Annotated in this window: 23 protein-coding genes and 1 tRNA gene; 19 read left to right on the top strand and 5 right to left on the bottom strand. The window is 67.3% G+C overall.

Translation table 11 applies throughout. From position 1 onward, the window contains the following. Positions 1-60: 60 nt before the first annotated feature. Positions 61-137: transfer RNA gene (locus G6N19_RS15785), tRNA-Met, on the bottom strand. 429 nt (positions 138-566) lie between these two features. Between G6N19_RS15785 and G6N19_RS15780 the strand changes: the two genes are divergently transcribed. The 15 genes from G6N19_RS15780 (at position 567) to G6N19_RS15710 (ending at position 14,292) form a co-directional block, all read left to right on the top strand. Next, positions 567-800 carry a hypothetical protein gene (locus G6N19_RS15780; RefSeq protein WP_408632444.1) on the top strand — a complete coding sequence of 78 codons (234 nt, stop codon included), beginning with the start codon at positions 567-569 and terminating at the stop codon, positions 798-800. 5 nt (positions 801-805) lie between these two features. Further along, positions 806-1,693, top strand: a complete 888-nt coding sequence (locus G6N19_RS15775) for an MlaE family ABC transporter permease (protein WP_408632443.1) — start codon at positions 806-808, stop codon at positions 1,691-1,693. Positions 1,694-1,696: 3 nt separating this feature from the next. Next, entirely contained in the window at positions 1,697-2,557 is an 861-nt protein-coding gene (locus G6N19_RS15770) for an ABC transporter permease (protein WP_408632442.1), read from the top strand. Positions 2,558-2,560: 3 nt separating this feature from the next. Continuing rightward, the gene (locus tag G6N19_RS15765) at positions 2,561-4,006 is read left to right on the top strand and encodes an MlaD family protein (RefSeq protein ID WP_193465271.1); all 1,446 of its coding nucleotides are present in this window, start codon (positions 2,561-2,563) and stop codon (positions 4,004-4,006) included. Next, positions 4,003-5,052 (top strand): MlaD family protein, encoded by a 1,050-nt coding sequence (locus tag G6N19_RS15760; RefSeq protein ID WP_232062413.1) that lies wholly within the window; start codon positions 4,003-4,005, stop codon positions 5,050-5,052. Before G6N19_RS15765 ends, G6N19_RS15760 begins: the two co-directional genes overlap by 4 nt. Next, positions 5,049-6,083, top strand: a complete 1,035-nt coding sequence (locus G6N19_RS15755; protein ID WP_193465270.1) for an MlaD family protein — start codon at positions 5,049-5,051, stop codon at positions 6,081-6,083. The genes G6N19_RS15760 and G6N19_RS15755 overlap by 4 nt, the downstream gene beginning before the upstream one ends. Further along, positions 6,080-7,216 (top strand): MCE family protein, encoded by a 1,137-nt coding sequence (locus tag G6N19_RS15750; protein WP_193465269.1) that lies wholly within the window; start codon positions 6,080-6,082, stop codon positions 7,214-7,216. The genes G6N19_RS15755 and G6N19_RS15750 overlap by 4 nt, the downstream gene beginning before the upstream one ends. After that, the gene (locus tag G6N19_RS15745; RefSeq protein WP_013829826.1) at positions 7,213-8,328 is read left to right on the top strand and encodes an MCE family protein; all 1,116 of its coding nucleotides are present in this window, start codon (positions 7,213-7,215) and stop codon (positions 8,326-8,328) included. Before G6N19_RS15750 ends, G6N19_RS15745 begins: the two co-directional genes overlap by 4 nt. After that, positions 8,325-9,596, top strand: coding sequence for an MlaD family protein (locus G6N19_RS15740; RefSeq protein WP_193465268.1), 1,272 nt, complete (start codon positions 8,325-8,327; stop codon positions 9,594-9,596). The genes G6N19_RS15745 and G6N19_RS15740 overlap by 4 nt, the downstream gene beginning before the upstream one ends. Before the next feature lie 9 nt (positions 9,597-9,605). Continuing rightward, positions 9,606-10,202, top strand: coding sequence for an Mce protein (locus G6N19_RS15735; RefSeq protein WP_193465267.1), 597 nt, complete (start codon positions 9,606-9,608; stop codon positions 10,200-10,202). Positions 10,203-10,218: 16 nt separating this feature from the next. Next, complete coding sequence (locus tag G6N19_RS15730) at positions 10,219-11,025, top strand: hypothetical protein (RefSeq protein ID WP_193465266.1); 807 nt, start codon at positions 10,219-10,221, stop codon at positions 11,023-11,025. Between the two features lie 72 nt (positions 11,026-11,097). After that, positions 11,098-11,277 carry a hypothetical protein gene (locus G6N19_RS15725; RefSeq protein WP_193465265.1) on the top strand — a complete coding sequence of 60 codons (180 nt, stop codon included), beginning with the start codon at positions 11,098-11,100 and terminating at the stop codon, positions 11,275-11,277. Between the two features lie 21 nt (positions 11,278-11,298). Continuing rightward, positions 11,299-12,216 carry an oxygenase MpaB family protein gene (locus G6N19_RS15720; protein WP_232062412.1) on the top strand — a complete coding sequence of 306 codons (918 nt, stop codon included), beginning with the start codon at positions 11,299-11,301 and terminating at the stop codon, positions 12,214-12,216. A 2-nt stretch (positions 12,217-12,218) separates the two neighbouring features. Then, on the top strand, positions 12,219-13,028 hold the full coding sequence (locus G6N19_RS15715; RefSeq protein WP_041318412.1) for an oxygenase MpaB family protein: 810 nt from the start codon (positions 12,219-12,221) through the stop codon (positions 13,026-13,028). A gap of 13 nt (positions 13,029-13,041) precedes the next feature. Beyond that, a complete protein-coding gene (locus G6N19_RS15710) occupies positions 13,042-14,292 on the top strand; it encodes a TetR/AcrR family transcriptional regulator (protein WP_232062411.1) in 1,251 nt (416 codons plus the stop codon). A gap of 90 nt (positions 14,293-14,382) precedes the next feature. Here the strand turns inward: G6N19_RS15710 and G6N19_RS15705 are convergent, their stop codons facing one another. Beyond that, a complete protein-coding gene (locus tag G6N19_RS15705; RefSeq protein WP_041318415.1) occupies positions 14,383-17,349 on the bottom strand; it encodes a UPF0182 family protein in 2,967 nt (988 codons plus the stop codon). 55 nt (positions 17,350-17,404) lie between these two features. Further along, a complete protein-coding gene (locus tag G6N19_RS15700) occupies positions 17,405-18,424 on the bottom strand; it encodes a YlbL family protein (RefSeq protein ID WP_193465263.1) in 1,020 nt (339 codons plus the stop codon). 101 nt (positions 18,425-18,525) lie between these two features. Here G6N19_RS15700 and G6N19_RS15695 point away from each other — a divergent pair, with 101 nt between their 5' ends. Further along, positions 18,526-19,869: a zinc-dependent metalloprotease gene (locus G6N19_RS15695; RefSeq protein WP_041318419.1), complete on the top strand. Its 1,344-nt coding sequence runs from the start codon at positions 18,526-18,528 to the stop codon at positions 19,867-19,869. A gap of 9 nt (positions 19,870-19,878) precedes the next feature. Here the strand turns inward: G6N19_RS15695 and G6N19_RS15690 are convergent, their stop codons facing one another. After that, positions 19,879-20,739 carry a lysophospholipid acyltransferase family protein gene (locus G6N19_RS15690; protein ID WP_013829837.1) on the bottom strand — a complete coding sequence of 287 codons (861 nt, stop codon included), beginning with the start codon at positions 20,737-20,739 and terminating at the stop codon, positions 19,879-19,881. On the opposite strand from G6N19_RS15690, the gene G6N19_RS15685 reads away from it, so the two are divergent. The 3 genes from G6N19_RS15685 to G6N19_RS15675 are packed head-to-tail and all read left to right on the top strand — an operon-like array spanning position 20,738 to position 23,325. Continuing rightward, positions 20,738-21,040: a hypothetical protein gene (locus G6N19_RS15685; protein WP_232062410.1), complete on the top strand. Its 303-nt coding sequence runs from the start codon at positions 20,738-20,740 to the stop codon at positions 21,038-21,040. The two genes, G6N19_RS15690 and G6N19_RS15685, sit on opposite strands and share 2 nt — an antisense overlap. Further along, positions 21,037-21,906, top strand: a complete 870-nt coding sequence (locus G6N19_RS15680) for a cyclodehydratase (RefSeq protein ID WP_013829838.1) — start codon at positions 21,037-21,039, stop codon at positions 21,904-21,906. The genes G6N19_RS15685 and G6N19_RS15680 overlap by 4 nt, the downstream gene beginning before the upstream one ends. A gap of 57 nt (positions 21,907-21,963) precedes the next feature. Further along, positions 21,964-23,325: a macrolide-binding ATPase MABP-1 gene (locus G6N19_RS15675; protein WP_041318422.1), complete on the top strand. Its 1,362-nt coding sequence runs from the start codon at positions 21,964-21,966 to the stop codon at positions 23,323-23,325. A gap of 16 nt (positions 23,326-23,341) precedes the next feature. Here G6N19_RS15675 and G6N19_RS15670 read toward each other — a convergent pair whose 3' ends face one another. Beyond that, positions 23,342-23,608 carry a WhiB family transcriptional regulator gene (locus G6N19_RS15670; RefSeq protein ID WP_041318425.1) on the bottom strand — a complete coding sequence of 89 codons (267 nt, stop codon included), beginning with the start codon at positions 23,606-23,608 and terminating at the stop codon, positions 23,342-23,344. Positions 23,609-23,639: the final 31 nt, after the last annotated feature.

Here is a 23,639-nt window from a genome sequence, read left to right as displayed (position 1 = left end):
CGTCGAAAAGTTCGAACTTGCGCCCTGCTTATCAGGACCCAAGTTCGAACTTTCGAACATTGGTAGCGGGGACAGGATTCGAACCTGCGACCTCTGGGTTATGAGCCCAGCGAGCTACCGAGCTGCTCCACCCCGCGTCGGTGTCTACGAGGTTACCGAACGAGTGGGCCGGGCGCCAAATCGGCGTCGTCCGTCGGCCGCCGGCCCGCGCCCAGGACGGGGGCGAGCCGAAGATAGTGCGTAATCGAAATTAACAACTACCGGCTCCGCGCCGGCCCGGTGCGGTTGCCCCGGAGCCTCTTCGACTCCCCCGACCTGACGGCGGCAACGGACGATAACCACTGGTAACAGCGCTATCACGGCTGCCGGCCCGCCCCGCGACTACCCAGCCGCTCAACCCACGCGCCGCAGCAGCAGATCGCCTTGATGCCGCACAAGATGGAACCAAAATTAACTTTTTCCTTGCCCGTCGCTCGCCTGCTGTGTCATGCTGCACCCGCAGCGCCGTGTGCGTCCTGCATCACACCCCCTGCACGGACGGGACATCGAAGAGTCGGGAGAGACGGATGCCTGGAATCGTCGACGGCATAGGTCGACTGCTCAGCTACCGGATGAGTGTCGGGGAACTCATCGGCCTGGGCCTGATCGTCGGCACGCCCTACCTGATCGTCGGCCTGATCTGGTCGTTGACCCACACCGCGCACCTGCACGAGATGCAAGGTGTGGCCCTGGTGGTGTCCTTCCTCGGGTCGATCGTGTCGTGGCCGGTGCTGTTGTTCTCCGACGTCTGCATGCAGTGATCCCGATGACCGCATCAGACGCCACGCGTCGGTTGATCCGAATCGCCGATGCACAACTGGCCGGCCGGCCCGGTCTGCGGGCCGTGGTCGACTGGCTCCTGCAGTACGTGAAGAACCATCCGATCGAGTCACTGGGCACCGGCGGCAGCCAGGTGGTGCTGGGCGTTCGAGCCATCCAGTACCTGTTCGTCGACCTGTTCCGCGGACGCTTCCTCGTCGGTGAATTCATCGACCAAACCGTGTTTGTGGCCGGCGCCGCCTTCCTGCCAACCGTTTTCGTCACCATCCCGGTGGGTGTGACGCTCTCGATCCAGTTCAGTGTGCTGGCCGGGCAGGTCGGGGCATCCTCGCTCGCCGGCGCGGCCACCGGCCTGGTCATCATCCGCCAAGCCGCCCCCCTGGTCGCCGCGATGCTGTTGGCCGTGGCCGTCGGATCCGCGGTCTGCGCCGACCTGGGGTCGCGGACCATGCGCGAGGAGATCCAGGCGATGGAGGTCATGGGAGTATCGCCGGTGCGGCGCCTGGTGGTGCCGCGGCTGGCCGCCCTGATGACGGTCGGCGTACTGCTCACCGGCATCACGTTTTTCGTCGGCTACGTCGCCGGCTACATCTTCAACGTGTTCCTGCAGAACGGGACCGCGGGCTCGTTCATCGCCACCTTCTCGTCATTCTCCGATGTCGGTGACATGTGGCTGGCGTTCGCCAAATCCATCGTCTTCGGGATCATCGTGGCGATCGTGAGCTGCCAGAAGGGCCTGGCCAGCCGCGGCGGCCCGGCCGGGGTCGCCAACTCCGTGAATGCCGCGGTCGTCGAGTCGATCCTGCTGCTGATGTTCGTCAACGTCTTGATGAGCCAGCTCTACGTGATCCTGTTTCCGAGGCAGGCGCTGTAGAAGATGGTCATTCCCAGCGCCTTTCAGCTCCCAGGCTTGCGCCCGGTCGCCGAGTCGGTGGCCGGCGCCTACCTATCGGTGGCCCGCGCCGGCCACCTGGTGCACTTCTTCGGGCGCACCCTGACCTCCATACCGGCGATGCTGCGTCACTACCGGCGCGAGATGCTGCGGTTGCTCTCGGACATCGCCTGGGGCAACGGGTCGATCGTGGTGGGCGGCGGCACCATCGCCGTCGCGCTGGCGCTGGGTGCGATCGCCGGCGCACTGGTCGCCGTCGAGGGCTACAACGTGTTGGACCTGCTCGGACTGGGACCGGCCACCGGGCTGATCTCCTCGTTCGCCACCACCCGCGAACTCGCCCCGATCATGGTCGGAATGGCGTTCATCGCCCAGGCCGGCTGCCGGTTCACCGCCCAGCTCGGCGCGATGCGCATCAACGAGGAGATCGACTCGCTGGAAGCCATGGCGATCAACCCCATTCCGTTCCTGGTCACCACCCGGGCGGTCGCCTCGGTCATCGCGGTCGTTCCGCTGTTCCTGGTGGCGCTGGGGATCGCCTACCTGTCCTGCCAGTTCTCCGTCATCCTGATCTCCGGCCAGTCCAACGGCTCTTACCTGCACTACTTCTCGCTGTTCGTCAACGGGCGCGACGTGCTGTACGCGACGTTCAAGGCCACCGTCTTCGTGTTCGTCTCGTCGACCATCCAGAGCTACTACGGGTTCGTCGCCTCGGGCGGCCCGGCCGGCGTCGGTGTCGCCGCCGGACGCGCCATGCGCACCAGTGTCACCGCGGTCGTCGTGGTGAACATGTTCATGACCATGGCGCTGTGGGGCGTCGAGACCGGCGCCAGGTTCGGGGGTTAGCCCATGCCGAACTCGTTCGACACCGACCCCCGCGGACCCTCCAACCTGCGGGTGTTCGCACTCGGCGTGGTGTTCATCATCGTCGCCGTCGCAACCGCGACGTTGATGGTCGCCAAATCCCAAGGCCGGCTGGACAACCTGGTCCGGATCGACGTGCGGCTGTCCAACATCGGCGACGGCCTGCCGCCCCGCTCCGATGTGAAGTATCACGAACTGCTGGTCGGTTCGGTCGCCGACATCACCCCCTCCACGCACGGCCTGCCCAACGAAGTCCACGTGGTGCTCAAACCCGAACATGCCGCCAAGATCCCCAACACCGTGACCGCGCGCGTCGTGCCGGCCAACCTATTCGCGGTGTCGGCAATCCAGTTGGTCGACAACGGCACCGGCACAGACCACCTGCGTTCCGGCTCGGTCGTGTTCGAAGACGAGTCACTGCCCACCGTGCTATTCCAAAACGTGTTGAACAAACTGCGGCAACTGGTCAGTCCGCTGGGCCGCAAACCCGACGACACCACCGTCGGCGTGATCGCCGCCCTGGGCACGGCCACCCACGGGCGGGGCCAGGAGTTGACCGACACCGGCCACAATCTCAACGAGATCCTCGCGCAACTGAATTCCGTGGTCGCCACCGACGACACCGACCCGACCACACTGTCGGCCCTGGCCGCCGCAGCCGAAGGCCTGCACCGCGTCTCACCTGAGTTGTTCGACGCGCTGGACCGATCGATCCGACCCATGACGACCATCGCCGAAAAGGGACCGCAGCTGTCCAGCCTGCTCACCGGCGGGCATGACACCGCGACCACCCTGGCCGCCGCGCTGGAAAACCAGGCCGAACGGATGATCACCATCACCACGCAGCTGACTCCCCCGCTTGGGGTCATCGCAGATCACGCCGACGAATTCCACGGTGTCTCAACGAAACTGCAGAACCTGGCCAACCGGGTCTACGACGTCATCTGGGACCCGGAAGACAACCTGCTGCGAGTCAAGGCGGCGATCGCGCTGACACCCAGCCGCACCTACGTCCGCGCCGACTGCCCCCGCTACGGCGAGCTGGCCGGGCCGAGCTGCGCCACCGCCCCGGAGGCGCCCACCGCACCGGACCTGTTTCCCGCGCTGGAATCCCAGGGCGTCTCCCCCACCCCGGGGATGACCGAGAACCGCCCGAACATCACGCCGCCCCGGCACTCGATGCCCGGCGACCCACAAGGGCCGCCCATCCCCCCGCCACCGGGACCACCGACCCCTGCACCCGCCGACGTTCCCGCCGCCCCCCGGGGCGCGGTCATCGGCGGCAACGTCGGACTGGTCGGCAGCCCCGAAGAGAAGCAACAGATCAGCCGCATCACCGGACGCGCCGATACCCCCACGGTGCTGCTGCTGGCCCCGTTGTTACGCGGCAGCACGGTGCAGCTGTCCCAGACCACGGAAGGTGGCCGATGAGGAATCGTCGCAAGTCGGTGATCGGCATGGCCATCTTCACCACTTTCGCGCTGACCGTCACCTGGATGGTCTACAACACCTTGCGCCGCGACATCGCCGGGCCGACCTACACCTACACGGCGATCTTCAGCGACGCCTCCGGAATGACCCCGGGCGACGACGTACGCGTCGCCGGCGTACGAGTCGGGCGGGTCGATCGGGTGCAGCTGGCCGGCACCGCCGCCAAGGTGGCGTTCCGGGTGCAACGCAGCCAGCAGCTCTACCAGAACACGATTGCCTCGGTCACCTATCAGAGCATTATCGGGCAGCGCTACCTCGGCCTGGCCCAAGGCCCCGGCGACAACCGCGACATCCTGCCCGATCATGGCCAGATACCGCTCGAACGCACCAACCCGTCGCTGGATGTCTCCTACATGCTCAACGGCTTCGAGCCGCTGTTCGCCGAGCTGGATCCCGAACAGGTCGACAACATCAGCAATGCGACGGTGCTTGCCCTGCAAGGTAATCGGACATCGATACTGACGCTGATCACCCAAGCCTCGCAATTGGCCGAGACCTTCGCCGGCCCCGACGAAGTGCTCAGCACGCTCATCACCAACCTCGATCAGCTGATGACCGATTTGGCCAACCAGAGCACCAACATGGAGAAGATGATCCGTCAGTCGCGCGACACCATGGTGCGGCTGGCGAACCACCGCGAACCGCTGGTCGACTCGGTGGGCTCGATCAATGCCACCATGGCGCGGTTGTCGGTCATCGTCGACAACATCGCCCCGGATCTCGAAGAGTTCGTCGGGCGTGAGCCCGGTCTGCTCAACTACGGCGTCAATGACGGCCGCGAACGGTTCGCCTACATGGCGGCGAACCTGCCGTACGTCCTGCAGGGGCTGGCCCGGGTCACCCAGAGCGGCACTTACAGCGACGTCTACGCCTGCGAATTGGACTTCGGCTTATGGCGCGGTCTGTTCCACTGGTTCCGGTCGTTCGTCGGCGCCGCCACCGCCGGCGAAGGTCTCGCCCACCAACACACGGCGGCGTGCCGATGAGCCTGATTCCCGTCGCGCTCAAGCGCCCCATCGAGTCCTTCAGCCGGCCCTGGATGGGCGTGTTCGCGATCGTCGTCATCGCCGCCGTACTGATGGCCACCGTCGTCTACTCCGGCCTGGGCATCGGGAAGACCCGCTATGACGGCGAATTCGCCCAGGCCGCCCAGATCCGCCCGGGCGCCGTGGTGACCATCGCCGGCATCAAGGTCGGCACCGTTGAACGCGTCAAGCTCGCCGGTGACCACGTCGTCGTCGGATTCAACGTCGAGCGCGGCATCCCACTGGGCGCCGACACCCGCGCCGCGATCAAGTTGACCACCATCCTGGGATCGCGCTACCTGGAACTGTCACCGGCGGGCACCGGGCAGCTGGAGAACCGCACGATCTCCCTGGCGCACACCGAGGTTCCCTACGATCTGCAGCGCACCCTCGCCGGGGCGACACGCACCCTGGGTCCGGTGGACGCCAACCGGTTCGTCGACTCACTGAACATGCTCAACGCCAACCTCGGTGGGGTCGCCGAGGAACTGCCCCAGGCGCTGACCAACCTGCAGGCGATGGCCGACATCATCGCCGACCGCCGCGAGCAACTCGGCACGCTGCTGACCAACACCGAAACACTGACCACCATGCTGCGCGATCAGCGGGCCAACCTCGGCGCCCTGGTCCTGCAGGGCCGCGATGTGCTGCGCGAGATCGCCACCCGGCGCGCGGCCGTGCAACAGCTGTTCGCCAGCGCCACCCTGCTGGTCGATCGCGCCCACGGGATCCTGGGCGACGAGACGGCCGTCAACCAGATGATCCGCGACTTCAGTGAATTCATGCAGATGACCGCCGACCACGACGCGTTGCTGCGCAGCTTCCTGCAGTCCACCCCGGTGGCCTTGCGCAACTTCGCCAACGCCACCGGCAGCGGCAACGCAGCCGATGTCTTCTTGCCGGCCGGCATCTTCGTCGACTCCTGGATGTGCGCGCTGAGCGGACGTGCCCGCCAGTTCAACCTGGTCGAGTACTTCAAGGACTGCCAATGAGCCGCGCCGTCAAGCTGTACCTACTCGCCGGTGCCGCGGCGCTGGTGCTGGCCGTCACCGGCGCCGCGGTCGCCCCGCAACTCGTCCCGGACCTGCCGCGAATAGCGCTGCACAAAATCCGGGTGACCGCCCAATTCGAAGACGCCGTCGGCCTTTACACCGGTAACGGGGTGTCGGTGCTCGGAATGGACGTCGGCAAGGTCACCAGCATCACCCCCAAGGGCGGCTACGTCGAGGTCAAACTCGCGATCGACGCGAGCGTCGATATTCCCGCCGACGTCGAAGCCGTCACCGTCTCGTCCTCGGTGCTCACCGACCGCCACGTCGAGCTCACCCCCGCCTACACCGGCGGGCCCAAGCTGCGCAACGGGGATGTGCTGAGCCTGGAACGCACCCGCACGCCGGTGGAATTCGAACGGACGCTGGCGATGATGCACAAGCTGGGCAGCGCGTTGCGCGGCGACGAGAACAACCAGGGCCCATTGGGCGAGTTCGTGGCGCTCGGGTCCAAGATCACCGTCGGGAACGGCCCGGATCTCAAGGCGACGCTGGGCCGGCTCTCGCAGGCCCTGCAAGTCGGGGCGGACAAGGGCGCACACAGCAAGAAGGCCATCCAGGCGATCATCACAGGCGTCGCCGAACTCAGTGAGGCAGCGTCGCGAAACGACGCCGCCCTACGCGAATTCGGCTCCTACATTCATCAGCTCAGCGACATCCTGGCTGCGGAGAACCTCGGTGCCGGCAACACCGGAGCCAAGATCAATCGGCTGCTCGCCGAGACCTCGCGGCTGTTGGAAAGCAACCAGCAACGGCTGCGGGATGCGTTCACCGGGGTCCGCACGGTCGCCACGACACTGACCGACAACGAACGCGACCTGCGCGAGATCCTCGATGTCGGACCGTTGTTCATCGACAACTTCTACAACGTCATCGATGACAACGCGGGCAGTCTGCGATCCCACCTGCTACTCGGTAAGACGCTGTTCAACAGTCAGTTCGGTAAAGAGATCTGCAACCTGATGGGCCTGAAGCAGCTGGCGTGCGCGACCGGGACGCTGCAGGATTACGGACCGGACTTCGGTCTGGGCAGCATGCTCGACCTGATGCAGGACGGGATCGGTGAGCAGCCGTGAGGCGGCCGACGTGGTGGAGACGCGGCGCCCGCGCGGCGCTGGCGATCGCGACCGCACTGCTGACGGTCGGGTGCGGCCTGGACCTGCAGAGCGTGGCGCTGCCGGCACCCGGCGGCGGAGGGCCCTACTACACCATCACCGCGGTCTTCTCCGACGCACTGAATCTTCCCGAGAAGGCGAAGGTGCGGTTGTACGGGGCGCAAATCGGTGAGGTCGAATCGATTCGGGCACAAGACTTCAGCGCCTACATCACGATGCGGATCAAATCGGCCGTGCCGTTGTACGCCGGCAGCACCGCCGAACTGCGTTCGGCCACCCCGCTGGGTGACATCTTCGTCCAGATCTGGCCCGACAAGGACCGGCCCGACGACGCACCCCTGCTGCACAACGGCGCCGTCCTGCCGCTGGAGTCGACCGCCAACGCGCCGACCATCGAGGAGCTGATCAGCTCGATGGCGATGCTGGTCAACGGCGGAACCGTGCGCCACCTGGTGTCCATGCTCAACGGCGCGGGCAAGGCGGTCGGCGGGCGCGGTGAAAAGCTCGGTCTGTTGTTGGACCAGACCGCGACCCTGCTCTCCCGGATGAGCACCCGGTCGCAGCAGTTGGACCTGGCGCTGCGCAGATCCTCGGAGCTCGCAGCGGCGATGTCGGCCCGCCAGGACACCTTCGACGCCGCCCTGACCCAGCTGGCCCCGGCCCTCAATGTCATCTCCGACAACACTTCCGACTTGATCGAGCTGGTCGACACCGGTGCGCGGATCACCCGTCAGCTGTCCCGCTTCCCGTCGCTGCAAGGCACCGACACCCGCAGCGTGAGCGCCGATATCAACAAGCTGGCGCGGGTGTTCAACGACATCGCGGTCGATCCCGAGCTGTCGCTGATGTCGTTCAACCGATTCCTGGGCATCCTGATGAAGACCTTCAACGGCCCCGCCGCCCACGTCAAAGGAGAGATCAACAAGATCACGCTGGCGCCCTGGCCCGACAAGAACTACCCGGGCGACCCCGAATTCCACTGGACCGACGGCACCGACTGGCACCTGATGATCGGGGACCTGCGCTACGAATGGAACATGCTGCTGTCCCGGATCTACGGACCGCAGCGATGAGGCCCTTCCTCGACCTCCTCGACCTGATCGCCAGACTCGCCGTCTGGCTGGTCCAGTTCGGCTATCGGCGACGTATCCTGCTGTCCGGCATCGGATTGGCGCTGACCACGGTGGTAGCGGCCGCCTACGTGACCATCTTCGGCGTCGGGATCAACCCGGCGCAGCAGACGATCTCGGTGCGGGTGCTGCTCGGCCAGTCCGGCGGGCTGCTGGTCAACCAGGACGTCACCTTGCGCGGTATCCCGATCGGCCGAGTCACCGATGTACAGCTGACCGCGGCGGGGGCCGAGGCCGTCGTCGCGATTCGCGCCGACCGCCCCATTCCGCGTGACGCCCGGGTGCGGGTATCGGGGCTGTCGGTCGCCGGTGAGCAATACCTCGACTTCCGCCCCGAGCACGACAACGGACCCTATCTGAGCAACGGATCGCTGATCGGCCAGGAACAGACCAGCGTGCCGGTGTCGCTGCCGCAGATCATCGACGACAGCCGCGGCGCCCTCGGCCAGGTCGACGCCGACAAGCTGACGGCCGTCTTCGACGAACTCCGCGTCGGCCCGGACGGCGCCAAGAAACTGTCCGCGCTGCTGGACGGCACCGTGCTGTTGGCCTCGACCCTGGCCGGCGTCCTGCCCGAGACCGTCAGCATGCTGCGCAACACCCGAATCACGTTCACCACCTTCGGTGATGTCACCCCGGGCCTGAGCGGCACCAGCAACGACCTGCAACAGATCCTCGGCGGCGTCAACAAGATGGACGGCGGCTTCCGCACCCTGGTCGATCTCGGCAGCACCGAACTTGCCCAGGTCGACAGTTTCATCGGCGACAACCGGGAGAACGTCTACGCCCTGCTGGGCAACTTGACCACCCTGTCGCAGATCCTCTACCTGCGGACGCCGGCCCTGCAGAATCTGTGGCGCCCCGATCACGGCTCGCTGGTGGATCGCCTGGCCGGCACCGTGCACGACGACGGCATCTGGGTGATCGCCGACCTGTATCCCCGGCACCGTTGCGACTACGGCCTACCCCGCAAGCCGCCGTCGGCGGTGAATTTCCCCGCGCCGTACCGCTACACCTACTGCCCCGATGATGACCCGTCGCTGCTGATTCGCGGTGCCCGCAACGCGCCACGCCCACCCGGGGACGACACCGCCGGGCCGCCCCCCGGCCACGACCCACTGGCGACCCTGGAACCGCCGCCGGTCTACCCGCCCTACACCTTGCCCACCCCCGACGGCGGACCAGCGCTGCCCGCCTGGATTCCCAACTGAGGACGCCCGATGCCCAACGCAGCCGATCCCGACGTCTTCGACCAACTCGCTGAGCAGGCCGACGATGACACCCACGCCGAGGCGAACGACGACGCCGCCGATGATCAGCCCGCCACGCCCGCACCAGCGCGACGGCATGGCAGGGCAGCGATGCTGACCGTCGCACTGCTGATCGCGGCCCTGGCGTACTCGGGATACACGAGTTGGCAGCTGTACCAGGTGCATGCCCGCGCCGCCGCCGGCGAGGCCGCCCTGGGGGCGGCCAGGGACTACGCGGTCACCTTGACCACCCTGGACACCGCCGACATCGACGGCAATTACGCCAGGGCGATCGACGGAGCAACCGGAGGATTCAAGGAGGCCTACAGCCTGGGCGCCAAACAGTTGCGCCAGATCCTGATCGACAACAAGGCCTCCGGAAAGGGGATCGTCATCGACGCGGCGGTCAAATCCGCCACCGCAACCCGGGTCGAGGTGTTGCTGTTCGTGGACCAATCCATCACGAACGCGGTGCGTTCCGAACCGCGGATCGACCGGAACCGCATCCAGATGACCATGGAACTCGTCGACGGCCGTTGGCTGGCCAGTGAAGTCGATCTCGTGTGATCACCGGAAGGGCAATATGACCACCGCCAGCCGGGCCACCACCGTGGCCATAGCGGCGGGCGCGGTGGCCGCGGTGGTGGGTTCCGCACCGGTTGCTGCCGGTTCGGCAGCGAGTTTCTGCGACGAGCTGCAGGCGACCTGGGACGGCCAGCGTTGCACGACCATGGTTGTGTCGGCGCGAAAGGCTGAGCGCTACATTGCCTTTGACCTACCCGAGCCGCAGCTGAACGCATCCGTGACCGGACCGGTCCTGCGCGAGTTCTACCACCGGCTGATGGCCGGCTGGCGGGACTCGGGTGCCCAGGCGGCGCGAGACAGCAGCGCAATCGCCTACTTCGACAGTTTCTCCGGTCCCGGTGCCGTGCAGTCGCTCGTCGTACACGAATGCCTGGAACCGTTTGGAATGCAAGCCAACAACGCCTATCGAACCTTCGTCTTCGATATGGACAAGGGCCACCGGCTTTCCCTGGCAGATCTGTTCAAGCCGGGGATCGATCCGATGGCCGTCATCTCAGCGGCTGCCGCGCCGGTACTGCCCGCAGCGCTGGACGCCGCGGCACCCCCGCACGCCCCGAACACCTACCCGTTCACCGTCGAGGAGTTCCAGCCCGGCCCCGGCCGGCCCGGCTATACCGGCAACTACCGCGCCTTCGCGCTCTCACCCGAGGACCTGATCCTGTACCTGCCCGATGCCCCGATGCTCCGCGAGAACCCGCGTCCGGCGGACCGACTGGTGTGGTCCATGGACGGCGGCGCGGTGGTCGCTCGGGTGCCGCTCGCCGCACTGTCGGCCTCACTGCGGCCGGAATACGGTGGAAGCTGATGTCACACGTGATAGGAGAGGGACACCGATGATCCGACGATCACCGTCGCCGCAGGACCGGAGGTCGCTGCCATGATGATTCTGGTGCGGCTCATCGATCTGGTCGTCAGCATGCTACGCATCCTGGCGTCTCCGGAGGCCCGGCTGCTGCGCGCCGGCGTACTCACGGTGCTGGCCTGCGGTGCACTCGTCGGGGCGGTCGGCCTGATCTGGCTGCTCGCTCAACTACCGCAGTACTTCGCCCATCCCTAGCCGCTTGAAAGGACCGCTGACATGTCGACCTGTCACGAAGACGACCGCGAACTAGACCGGGCCCGACACCGGCAATCGGCCACCGCCGAGACCCGGATTCACGTCGACACCTACACGCCGCGCTGGGACGTAGAACTCGTCGATATCACTGATGCCCTGGACTTCTGGACGGCGGCCGCATCCGCGGCGAACGTCGTCATGCAGTTGAGCATGCCGGGTGTGGGCTACGGGGTGGTGGAGAGCCGGGTGGAGTCCGGGGCGTTGATGGAGCATCCGTGGAAGCGGCTGCGTACCACCGCGCAGTACATGGCCGTCGCGCTGCTGGGCACCGACTCCGAGCGCGCCGCCTACCGCGACGCCGTCAACGTCGCACACCGGCAGGTCCGCTCGACCGACAGCAGCCCGGTCAAATACAACGCCTTCGACCGCGACCTGCAACTGTGGGTCGCCGCCTGCCTGTTCGTCTTCTACGAGGACACCTTCCAGCTGCTCCGCGGCAAGATGACGCCGGAAGAGGCGGAGAACTTCTACCAGCAGGCACGGCCACTGGGCACCACGCTGCAGGTCACCGAAGACCAGTGGCCGGCCACTCGCGCCGACTTCGACGCCTACTGGAACGCGACATGTCAGACCCTGGTACTCGACGACACCGTCCGCGAATTCCTGATGCGGCTGATCAACCTGAAGATGATCAACCCGGTGCTGCGGGCGCTCTTCGGACCGCTGCTGCGGTTCTTGACGGTGGGATTTCTGGCGCCGAGATTTCGTGAACTGCTCGGCGTCGAGTGGTCGGCCACCGAGCAACGGCAGTTCGAGAATCTGTTCTTGTTCGTGTCGTTCGTCAACCGTTTCCTACCGCGATTCATCCGGACGTTCAACTACACCGTGCTGATGAGCGACGTCCGCTATCGGATCCGGCGACGCAAGGCGCTGATCTGATCATGGCGCCTGGGGTAGGAGACCTGGACCGGGGCAGCATGCTCTGGCATGTCCTGGCCGACCGGCGTTACCTGTTCGTGTTGCCCAGGGCGGTCTGCCTGTTGATGCTGCATCCGGGCATCGCCGCAGGCATCACCGAGCACGCGCTGATGCGTGACCGCATCTGGCTGCACAAGAAGCGCACCGTCACCCAGGCGGTCAACTACGTCTACACCGGGGTGGATCTGAGCCCCCAGATGCGGTTCTCCCACGAGCACGTCAAGGGCGTTGACAGCGTCGGCCGGAAATATCATGCGCTGAACCCCGATACCTTCCATTTTCAGCACGCCGCTTACGTAGAGTCGCTGTTTGTCATGGTCAACACATTCATCCGGCCGCTGGATCGGGACGAACACGAGCAGCTCTATCGCGAGTGCTGCGTCTGGTACCGCAGGTACGGCATATCAAGCCGGTCGATGCCGCCGAACTGGCCGGAGTTCGTAGAGTACTTCGAGAACCACTGCCGGACAGAACTATTCGCCGGTGCGCATTTCGAGCCGTACCGCGAACAGATTTTCGCTCCCGCCGACTGGTGGATGCGGGCTGTCCCCCACCGCGCCATTCGCGCGTTGCAACATCCGCATGCCCGGGAGCTGACCGGGGTCACCGTAACGGCCGCCGACCGGCGGTCGCTGTGGCGGTTCATCCAGGTGGCTCGACTGTCGGCGCTGGCACCCAGGCACCACTGGAATGCGCGGGCGCGCGCTGCGCTGCGCAGCGACCGCGAGGACGGCACGCGCTCCCCGCGCTCCGCATCGTCCCGGTCGATGTGAGACGACATTTCCGTTGGCTCAACATCTTTCTGCGGTAGCGTCCCCCGGCCGGCGGCGTCCCAAGGACCGCAAGGATCAGATCGCCCGAGTCGCCGCCGAGGCCTTCAGCGCTCTCGGTTATCACTCGGTCCGGTTGGAGGCCATCGCCGGCGAGGTGGGCATCTCGGCTCCGGCGCTGTACCGGCACTACGCAAGCAAGTACGACCTGTTCCGCGACGCCGTACTGGCGTTGAGCCAACAGTTGGTCGACGCCACGGATCTGGCCACCGACCAGACGGCCGAAGCCACCGACGAGGCGACGCTGGATCAGCTGGTAGAAGCCCTCATCGACGTCGCTTTGCGCAATCGGGAATCCGGTGGCCTCTACCGGTGGCAGTCACGCTACCTGCGCGAGGCGGACGAGACCCGGCTGGTCGATCAGCTGCGGCTCGTCAATCGCCGCCTGCAGGCGCCGCTGGCCGCGCGGCGTCCCACGTCGACGTCGTTGCAGCTGCGGATGTTGTCGGCCGGGCTGCTCAGCGTCGCCGGCGGGATCGCCGACCATCGCGTGCGCGCCCCGGCAGAGGACATCAAGGACATGCTGAGCGGGGCATCGTCGGCCTTGCTCAACGCCGAGTTGCCCACGGCCGACGACTTCGTGCCGGGCGCGCCCGCATGGCGGATCTTCACCCCCGACGCCGGGACCTACGAAGCGCTGCTGCACGCCGCGATGATGCTGTTCCACCAGCACGGCTACGCCGAGACCTCCATGGCGCAGATCGCAGCGGTGGCCGGCGTGCGCGTCGCCGGGATCTACCGCTACTTCCCCGGCAAGGCCGACATCCTCAGCACGGCGCTGCGGCGCTCCTCGGACCGGCTTTCCGCGGAACTGTCCCGGGTCAACAGTGACCGGCCCGAACCCCGGGACGCGCTGACACAACTGGTCGACGCCTATGTCGCCACCTCGTTCGCCAACCCGGAGCTGGCCTCGATCTACTACAGCGAGCGGGTCAATCTCACCCCGGCCGATCAGCAGGCGCTGCGCAACGTGCAGCGGTCGACGATCGACTCCTGGGTCCGGTTGCTCGCCGCCGTGCGCCCCGAACTGACCGCCACCCACGCGCGGTTTTTGGTTCACGCCGCGATGGGCCTGGTCGTCGACATCGGCCGGTTGGTGCGCTATGACCGGCCCGAAACGGATTCGGCGGGCTCACCGGGCGCCAACCGCGCCTATCCGCAGGCGTGCGTGCGCACCCTGATGCACGCCGTGCTCTTCGATGCCTGAGCGAGTCAGGGCTGCTGCGAGCGTGCGCGGAAACGGTCCGACACGCGCGTGTGGGAGCGGGGACACGCACGCTCGCGCAAAAGGCAGGCGCTACTTGGTGCTGTTGAACTTGGCCACGGCGTCGTCGAGGCGCTGCAGCGCCGCACCGTAGGCGGCGAAGTCGCCCTTGTGCTGGGTGTCGCGTAGCGCCGCGATGGCGGCGTCGATTTCACGCAGCGCAGCGGCCTTCGCCGCCGACAGCTCGACGCTGCCGGCTGGCGGTGGCGGTGTCGGTACCGCCGCGGCAGCGGGCGGGCTGGGCGCCTCCGGCTTGGCGGCCGGCGCGCCGCCGTCGGTGGGCGCGATGTCGGTCGCGGCCGCGCTGGCTCCGGGCCCGAATAGCCCCGTCAGCGCGTCGGAGACCGTCGGCCCATAGCCGATCTTGTCGTTGTACATCATCGCCACCCGGATCAGCCGCGGGTACGACGACGCGGCGTCGCTGGAGCCCGGCGAGGCGTAGACCGGTTCGACGTAGAGCAGCCCGCCCTGGGCCACCGGAAGTGTCAGCAGGTTGCCCCACCGGATGCGGTTCTGGTTGTCGCGCCCGATCACTCCGAGGTCCTGACTGACCGCGGTGTCGGTGGTGATCGCGTTGTTGGCCAGCTTGGGCCCGTTCACCTGACCGGGGATGGTCAGCACCGTGATCTGGCCGTAGGTGTCCGGGTCGGAGCTGGCGGAGATGTAGGCGGCCAGGTAGTCGCGCTTGAACCGGTTCATCGCGCTGGTGAGCTGATAGGACGCCGAACCGTCTTCCTTGACAAGGTTTTTCGCAACGATGTAGTACGGCGGCTGGAAACTGCTGGCGGTCGGGTTGGGGTCCAGCGGCACGTCCCAGAAGTCCGACGTCGAGAAGAACGTGATCGGGTCGTTGACGTGGTATTTGGCCAGCAGCATCCGCTGCACCTTGAACAGGTCTTCGGGGTAGCGCAGATGTTCGGCGAGTTCGGCCGAGATCTCCGCCTTGGGCTTGACCGTCCCGGGGAATACCTTCATCCAGGCCTGCAGCACCGGGTCCTGCTCATCCTGGGCGTACAGGTTCACCGTTCCGTCATAGGCGTCGACGGTCGCCTTCACCGAGTTGCGGATGTAGGACACCCGCCGGTCGGGCAGCAGCCGGTTGAACTCCACCTCTTTGGAGTCCATGGTCGCCGACGACAGCGACGTCAGCTCCGAGTAGGGATAGTTGTCCAACGTGGTGTAGCCGTCGATGATCCACACCAGCCGCTTGTTGACGATCGCCGGGTACACCGTCGAATCGGTGGTCAGCCACGGTGCCACCGCCTGCACCCGGCCGGCCGGGTCGCGGTTGAACAAGATCTTGCTCTCCGCGCCGATCACCGACGAGAACAAGAAATTGCGCTCGGCGAACTTGGCGGCGAACACGCTGCGCGCCAACCAGTTTCCGATGTTGACGCCGCCCTCACCGGTGTAGGTGTAGTTCTTGGTCTCGGTGTTGGTCTCGTAGTCGTATTCGCGGTCGGGACCGTTGCGCCCGACGATCGCGTAGTCGGCGACGGTGTCGGCGATCACCGGGCCGTAGTAGACGCGCGGTTGGTCGAGCCGGGCCGGACCGGCCGAGACCACCGTGCCGTTGGCGCCGACGACGTTGGCCAGGAACTCCGGGTAGCCGCCGTTCTGATTGGGGTCGTTGGCGATCCCACGCACGGTGTTGGCCGGCGAGGCGATGAACCCGTTGCCGTGGGTATAGACGGTGTGGCGGTTGATCCAGTCTCGCTGGTTGTCGATCAGCCGGTCCGGGTTGAGCTCCCGGGCGGCGACGACGTAGTCGCGTAGTTGGCCCTCGCTGTCGCGATAGCGGTCGATAGTGAGCTGGTCGGGGAAGAAGTAGAAGTTCTTGCCCTGCTGGAACTGGGTGAAGGCGGGACTGACGATGGTCGGGTCCAGCAACCGGATGTTGGAGGTGGTGGCGGCATCGGCGCCGACCTGCGCGGCCGTCGCACGCGCGTCGCCGCTGTAGTTGCGGTAGGTGACCACATCTTCGGTCAGCCCGTAGGCGTGCCGGGTAGCGGCGATCGACCGGGAGATGTACTCGCTCTCCTTCTGCGCCGCGTTGGGCTTGACGCTGAACTGTTCCACGAGCAACGGCCAGCCCGCACCGATGACCACCGACGACAGCAGCAGCAGCACCAGACCGATCGCCGGAATCTGCAAGTCGCGCAGCACGATCGCCGAGAACACCGCGATCGCACAGATCAGCGCGATCGCCAGCAGGATCATCTTGGCGGGCAGCACCGCATTGATGTCGGTGTAGCCGGCGCCGGTGAACGGCTTGCCGGTACGGGTATGGCTGAGCAACTCGTAGCGGTCCAGCCAGTAGGCGGCGGCCTTGAGCAACACCAGGGTGCCGATCAGGCTGACGACCTGAATGCGCGCCGGCCGGCTCAGCGCCCCGGCACGACCGGACAACCTGATGCCACCGAAGATGTAGTGCGTCGTCAGGTTCGCGATGGCGGCGAGGAAGAACGTCACCAGCAGCAGCCCGATGATCAGCCGGTAGAACGGCAGGTCGAAAGCGTAGAAGCCGAGGTCCTTGCCGAACTGCGGATCGGCGATCCCGAAGTCACCGCCATGCAGGAACAACTGGATACGCACCCAGTAACTCTGGGCGACGATCCCGGCCAGCAGACCGATCCCCGTCGGTATGCCGAACGCGACCAGTCGCAGCCGCGACAACACCGCGGTGCGATAACGCGCCACCGGGTCGTTGGCGCCGTTGCTGGGCACGAACACCGGCCGGACCCGGAAGGCCATCGCCAGGGCGGCGAACACGATCCCGCCGACGACAAGGCCGACCACCACGAAGGCGATCAGCCGGGTCAGCAAGGTGGTGACGAAAACGGACCGGTAGCCCAGTTCCCCGAACCAGAGCCAGTCGACGTAGCCGTCGATCAGCCGCGGCCCGACCAGCAGCAACACGATGACGGCGAGCGCACTCCCGATCATGATCCGGCTGCGCGGGGTCAACTTCGGCATTCTCGCGGTGGGCCGCATCCCCACGTGCCACGCTCCCTAGCTCGGTTGTCCTGACGGCCCCACTGTAGCCAACCTGGCCTCAGCAAGACGGCGGCTGACCTCCACCGGTGAGAGTGCGCAACGCGTCCACGGCCTGGGCGAGGCTGTCGACCTTGATCAGCTGCAACCCGTTGGGGTCCGAGCGGGCCTCGTAGCAGTTCTCGGCCGGGACCAGAAACACCGTCGCGCCGGCCTCGCGGGCCGCGATCATCTTGTGGGTGATCCCCCCGATCGAGTCGACCTGACCGTTGGGCTTGATGACCCCGGTGCCGGCGATGAAATTCTGTCCGGCCAGCGTGCCGGTGCTGAGCTTGTCGACGACGGCCAGCGAGAACATCAGACCCGCCGACGGGCCGCCGATATTGGCGAGGTTGAACTCGACGGTGAACGGGGCCCATGGCGCGTCGAGCACTGACACACCGAGGAATCCGTTGGGCCGGTCTTTGTTCTCTCCGAGCGTAATCCGCGCCGTGCCGGGGGCGGCGTTCTTGCGCCGGTAGTCGATGGCCACCGTGTCGCCCGGCTTGGTGGCAGACAACCGCTTGGTGAACTGCTCGACGGTGTAGACGGGTTCGCCGTCGACGGCGTCCACCGCGTCACCACGCTGCAGCGCGCCGGCCGACGGCCCGGGGTCGTGGACCTCGGCAAGGGTGACCGCGCTCGGGTAGCGCAGGTAGCCGAGGGCGGCGTACTCGGCGCTCTGCTCGGAGGTACGGAACTCGGCGTCGTTGTCCTCGTCGACCTCCTCGCGGGACTTGCCGGGCGGATAGACCAGGTCACGCGGCATGAGCTGTTCACGCCCGGACAGCCACAGAGCCAGCGCCTCACCCAGCGTCAGCCCGTCGCGCTGGGACACCGTGGTCATGTTCAGATGCCCCGACGTGGTCCGCGTCGGGGTGCCCTGGATGTCGACCACCTGCTTGCCGTCGACCATCCCGAGGGTGTCGAAGGTGGGGCCCGGCCCCAGCGACACGAAGGGCACGGTCACCGCCGTCAGCAGTGCGCCGAACACGACCACCGGCAGCAGGGCCGCCAGCAGCGTCAGAATCCGCCTGTTCACCCCGGGTATGGTAAACGGCCCGGATCCAGCTGACCTCGGGCCGCACATCGGAGTGCCGCGTGTCGCACCGTGGCCGGACGCCGGTCGGTACGGTTGTGTCTATGGCTGATCTGCCCTTCGGTTTCTCTTCCGGGGACGACCCCGACCGCGAGCGGCCCGGGGGACGAGATCCCGGTCCGAGCGACTGGGGAATGGGCGCCGGTTTCAACATCGCCGATCTGGGGCAGATCTTCACCCAGCTCGGCCAGATGTTCAGCGGCGCCGTGTCCACCAGCGGTCGGCCGTCCGGACCGGTCAATTACGACCTGGCCCGCCAAGTCGCCGCCCGCTCGATCGGTTCGGTCGCGCCCGTGACGGCCTCGACCACCACCGCGATCGGTGACGCGGTGCACCTGGCCGAGACCTGGCTCAACGGCGCGACGTCGTTGCCGGCCGGCACCACCGGCTCGGCCGCCTGGACGCCCGTGGACTGGGTGGAGCACACCATGGCGACCTGGCAGCGACTGTGTGACCCGATGGCCGAGCAGGTCTCATCGGTGTGGGCCTCGGCGCTGCCCGAGGAGGCCAAGAGCATGGCCGGCCCGCTGCTGTCGGTGATGTCGCAGATGGGCGGGCTGGCGTTCGGGTCACAGTTGGGCCAGGCACTGGGCCGGTTGTCCGGAGAGGTGCTGACCTCGACTGATATCGGATTGCCGTTGGGCCCCAAAGGCGTGGCTGCGCTGCTGCCCGGGGCGATCGAGGAACTGGCCGGCGGACTCGAGCAGCCGCGCAGTGAAATCGTCACGTTTTTGGCCGCCCGTGAGGCAGCCCACCACCGGTTGTTCACCCACGTCCCGTGGCTGGCCAACCAGCTGCTCAGCGCGGTGGAGGCCTACGCCCGCGGCATGAAGATCGACATCCGGGGAATCGAGGAGCTGGCGCAGGGATTCGACCCGGCGGCGATGTCCGACCCGTCGGCGATGGCCGACCTGCTCAACCAGGGGGTGTTCGAGCCCAAGTCGACACCGGAGCAACTGGCGGCCCTGGAGCGGTTGGAGACGCTGCTGGCCCTGATCGAGGGTTGGGTGCGCACGGTGGTGACGGCGGCGCTGGGCGAACGGATTCCGGGCACCGCGGCGCTGTCGGAGATGCTGCGCCGCCGCCGTGCCACCGGCGGTCCGGCCGAACAGACCTTCGCGACCCTGGTCGGCCTGGAATTGCGCCCCCGCAAGCTGAGCGAGGCCGCGGTGCTCTGGGAGCGGTTGACCGTGGCTGTCGGGGTCGACGCCCGCGACCAGGTGTGGCAGCACCCCGATCTGCTGCCCGAGGCCGCCGATCTCGACGACCCGGCCGCGTTCATCGACCGGATCATCGGGGGAGACACCAGCGGCATCGACTCCGCGATCGACCAGGCCATCGCCGAGTTCCAGCGCGACGCCGACGCGAGCGGCGACACCGACGACTGACCCCCGGGGTCAGGCCGGTGGCGCGGTTGCGTCACGCCACGCCAACGGATTGAGGTGACGGAAGGGGTCGTCGGCTCGGACGGCGAGCAGGTCTTCCAAGATCTCTTCCAGCGACTGCTGCGATTTCTCCCGAACGGTGGCGACCCAGTTGTCGACCGAGATGCGGGCCGGTTTGGTGGTGTCGATGGGGGCACCGAAACGCAGGTACATCCGCTGCGGTCGCGGGATGAGCGTCGGGCCGATGCCGTGCTGCAGCGGTATGGCCATGTCCGGGGGCCCGGATAGCCGTCGAGAGACCGCCGTGCTGATGCGCTCCCAAGTGCCGCCGCGACTGCTCAGGCTGCGGTAGACGTCGTCGCCACCGACCAGTCCGACGGGCACGATCGGATAGCGGGATTCGACTGCGAGGCGGGCGAATCCGGCGCGCCCCTGCCAGCGCAGGGTGTACTCCTCACCCTTGAACTTGGGGATCTCCCGACCGCCACCGGGGAACACCAGAATGGGCTCGTTGCGCCGCATCAGCTCGCGAACGGGTTCGGGTGCGCCGACCAGCGCCCCGGCGGCGGCGAGCAGGTCGCGGGCCGGCCCGCGCATCCGCCCGAACTGCCGGTCCGTCAGTGGACGCACCCGTTTGCCGATCGCACGCCGAACATGGAAGGGAATCAGCAGGGCTTCCGCACTGACCTGGGTGTGGTTGCCCACCAACAGAAATCGGCCGTCCGGCGGAAGATTGTCGAGACCGTCGACGTAGGGCCGATACGCCTCGACGGCGGGTGTGACGGCATCGGCGACCGCCGCCATCACCCGCCGCAGGGCCTGCACCCGGGGCGGCTGGTTGACGATCGCGTCGATGTCGCGAAGGACGTGCATGTCCTCACATTACCGAACGAACTCGGTCACCCTCCGCCCCGAAGCGGTGCCCGAATTCACCGGCGATATCTACGATTTGGATCGAAACAGCCCCGAGCACCTGCGCATGGTCACCTGGGCGCGGTTGGAGCGATTGACTCTCGACGAACCCCGCGCCGACGGGCAGGCGCGCTTCGAGCACGCTGCTGGCTCTACTATTCGGCATCGGCCTTGCCTGGACTCACGCACGACGCATCGTCTCCGCCGCTGTGGACAACCGGAGGCGGTGACGCCGCCCGGCGTGACAGGCTTCGAGGCGTGACCAGGGTCGAATCCCAGACGCACGCCTACACCCTCGACCCGGCACGGCCGGTGCTGCTGCGACCGGACGGGGCGGTGCAGGTGGGCTGGGATCCCGGGCGGGCCGTACTCGTGCAGCCACCGCGCGGGCTGACCGCGACCGGGCTGGCCGCCGTGCTGCGCACGATGCAGACCCCGGCCACCGCGGCCGAGCTACGGCTCGAGGCCGCCCGCCACGGCACGGTGGACACCGCGGAGCTCGACAACCTGCTCAGCGCGCTGGTCGGCGCCGGTGTCGCGGTGCGAGACAGCGCTCCGCGCCGACCGCGCCGCACGGCGTCGCTGCGGGTGCACGGCCGCGGGCCGCTCTCGGACCTGCTGGTCGAGTCGCTGCGCTGCTCGGGCGCCGTGGTTCGGCGCAGCAGCCAGCCGCACGCCGCGGTGAGCACCGCCGGTACGGATCTGGTGGTGCTGTCGGACTATCTGGTCGCCGACCCTCGGCTGGTGCGTGAACTGCACGCCGAGCGGGTGGCGCACCTTGCGGTGCGGGTGCGCGACGGCACCGGCGTGGTCGGCCCGCTCGTGCTTCCCGGCATGACCAGCTGCCTGGGATGCGCAGACCTGCACCGGCGGGACCGGGACGCCTCCTGGCCGGCGGTGGCCGCCCAGTTGCGCGACACGGTCGCGCACAGCGACCGCGCGACGGTGCTGGCGACAGTGGCGCTGGCGCTCAGCCAAGTCGATCGGGTGATCGCGGCGGTGCGCGGGCCGGCGGCCGGCAGCGACCTCGGTCCCCCGCCGACGCTCAACGCCACCCTGGAAATGGACCTGGCGACCGGGTCGATCATGACGCGGCGCTGGGCTCGTCACCCGCTGTGCGGTTGTTGACGGTGGTGGCCCCCCAGCGGCAATTTCACACGCGGTGACCAGCGCCACAACGACATCATGGATGATGGACACGTGTCAGAAATCAAGCGTGGGAGCGCGGCGCGCAATGCGAAGCTGGCCAGCCTGCCCGTCGGCTTCGCCGGCCGGGCAGCACTCGGGTTCGGGAAGCGGCTGACCGGCAAGTCGAAGGACGAGGTCACCGCCGAACTCATGGAGAAGGCGGCCAACCAGTTGTTCACCGTCCTGGGTGAGCTCAAGGGCGGCGCCATGAAGGTCGGCCAGGCACTGTCGGTGATGGAGGCGGCCATCCCCGAGGAGTTCGGCGAGCCCTACCGGGAGGCGCTGACCAAACTGCAGAAGGACGCGCCACCGCTACCGGCGGACAAGGTCCACCGGGTGCTCGACGCCCAGCTAGGCACCAAGTGGCGGGAACGGTTCAGCGATTTCGACGACACCCCGGTCGCCTCGGCCAGCATCGGCCAGGTGCATCGTGGCGTATGGGCCGACGGCCGCCGGGTGGCGGTCAAGATCCAGTACCCCGGCGCCGACGAGGCGTTGCGTGCCGACCTGAAGACCATCCGCCGGCTGACCGGCATCTTCAAACAGCTGGCTCCCGGGGTGGATGTCAAGGGTGTGATCGATGAACTGATCGAACGCACCGAGATGGAGCTGGACTACCGGCTGGAGGCCGACAACCAGCGGGTCTTCGCCAAGGCCTACGCGGGTCATCCCCACTTCCTGATCCCCAACGTGGTGGCCAGCGCCCCCAAGACGGTCATCCAGGAGTGGATCGACGGCATCGGCATGGCCGAGATCATCCGCAACGGCACCGTCGAGCAGCGGGACCTGATGGGCACCCGGCTGGCGGAGTTCACCTGGGACGCGGCGCGCCGTCTCGAGCTGATCCACGGTGATGCCCACCCCGGCAACTTCATGCTGCTGCCGGACGGCCGGATGGGCGTGATCGACTTCGGCGCGGTGGCGCCGATGCCCGGCGGCTTCCCCCCGGAGCTGGGCGCGGCCGTGCGCTACGCCCGCGACAATGACTACGAGCAGGTCATCGCGGTGATGCGCCAGGGCGGCTTCATCCAGAAGGGCCAGAACGTCTCGGTGCGCGAGATCGACGAGATGCTGCGCCAGTACGTCGAGCCGGTCGAGGTCGAGGTCTTCCATTACACCCGCAAGTGGCTGATGCGGATGGCGGGCAAACAGCTGGAACGCCCCGTCGAGCAACTCAAGACGGCCCGGCAGCTGGACCTGCCGCCGAAGCTGGCGATGCCGATGCGGGTGCTCGGGTCGACCACGGCGATCATGTGCCAGCTCGACGCCCATGTGCCGGTCAAGCGGATCTCGGAGGAATTGGTCCCGGGCTTCGTCACCGACCCCGACAGCGGCGCAACGGTCGGCCCCTCGGCCTGACCCTCACACCGCCCCCTCACGCCGCCAGGGGCTGTTTGCGGGGCCGGCCGCGAGGGCGTTTGCGGCCGATGACGGTCCCACGGTCGAGGATCTCGCCGCCCCAGACCCCCCACGGTTCGCCGCGCTGCAACGCCAGCGCCAGGCACTGCCGCCGGATCGGGCAGTCGCCGCAGAGCACCTTGGCCCGTTCCAGATCGGCCGGGTTGTCGGCGAACCACAGATCGGGGTCGCGGTTGCAGGGCAACTCGGGCAGTCTCCGAGTGCGTGCTGTGGTGGTGGACATCGGCTGGTCACCTGCTTTCCGGTACGTCTGG

The organism is Mycobacterium novum (assembly GCF_010726505.1).
Taxonomy (GTDB): Bacteria; Actinomycetota; Actinomycetes; order Mycobacteriales; family Mycobacteriaceae; genus Mycobacterium; species Mycobacterium algericum.
This window is presented reverse-complemented; position numbering and strand designations above follow the sequence as displayed.

Coding starts and splice junctions, on each gene's coding strand:
- G6N19_RS15730 (WP_193465266.1), top strand. CDS start 10,219: ATGACCACCGCCAGCCGGGCCACCACCGTGGCCATAGCGGCGGGCGCG.
- G6N19_RS15735 (WP_193465267.1), top strand. CDS start 9,606: ATGCCCAACGCAGCCGATCCCGACGTCTTCGACCAACTCGCTGAGCAG.
- G6N19_RS15725 (WP_193465265.1), top strand. CDS start 11,098: ATGATGATTCTGGTGCGGCTCATCGATCTGGTCGTCAGCATGCTACGC.
- G6N19_RS15670 (WP_041318425.1), bottom strand. CDS start 23,608: ATGTCCACCACCACAGCACGCACTCGGAGACTGCCCGAGTTGCCCTGC.
- G6N19_RS15715 (WP_041318412.1), top strand. CDS start 12,219: ATGGCGCCTGGGGTAGGAGACCTGGACCGGGGCAGCATGCTCTGGCAT.
- G6N19_RS15740 (WP_193465268.1), top strand. CDS start 8,325: ATGAGGCCCTTCCTCGACCTCCTCGACCTGATCGCCAGACTCGCCGTC.
- G6N19_RS15685 (WP_232062410.1), top strand. CDS start 20,738: ATGTCCTCACATTACCGAACGAACTCGGTCACCCTCCGCCCCGAAGCG.
- G6N19_RS15675 (WP_041318422.1), top strand. CDS start 21,964: ATGGATGATGGACACGTGTCAGAAATCAAGCGTGGGAGCGCGGCGCGC.
- G6N19_RS15750 (WP_193465269.1), top strand. CDS start 6,080: ATGAGCCGCGCCGTCAAGCTGTACCTACTCGCCGGTGCCGCGGCGCTG.
- G6N19_RS15720 (WP_232062412.1), top strand. CDS start 11,299: ATGTCGACCTGTCACGAAGACGACCGCGAACTAGACCGGGCCCGACAC.
- G6N19_RS15690 (WP_013829837.1), bottom strand. CDS start 20,739: ATGCACGTCCTTCGCGACATCGACGCGATCGTCAACCAGCCGCCCCGG.
- G6N19_RS15695 (WP_041318419.1), top strand. CDS start 18,526: ATGGCTGATCTGCCCTTCGGTTTCTCTTCCGGGGACGACCCCGACCGC.
- G6N19_RS15760 (WP_232062413.1), top strand. CDS start 4,003: ATGAGGAATCGTCGCAAGTCGGTGATCGGCATGGCCATCTTCACCACT.
- G6N19_RS15770 (WP_408632442.1), top strand. CDS start 1,697: ATGGTCATTCCCAGCGCCTTTCAGCTCCCAGGCTTGCGCCCGGTCGCC.
- G6N19_RS15765 (WP_193465271.1), top strand. CDS start 2,561: ATGCCGAACTCGTTCGACACCGACCCCCGCGGACCCTCCAACCTGCGG.
- G6N19_RS15775 (WP_408632443.1), top strand. CDS start 806: ATGACCGCATCAGACGCCACGCGTCGGTTGATCCGAATCGCCGATGCA.
- G6N19_RS15780 (WP_408632444.1), top strand. CDS start 567: ATGCCTGGAATCGTCGACGGCATAGGTCGACTGCTCAGCTACCGGATG.
- G6N19_RS15755 (WP_193465270.1), top strand. CDS start 5,049: ATGAGCCTGATTCCCGTCGCGCTCAAGCGCCCCATCGAGTCCTTCAGC.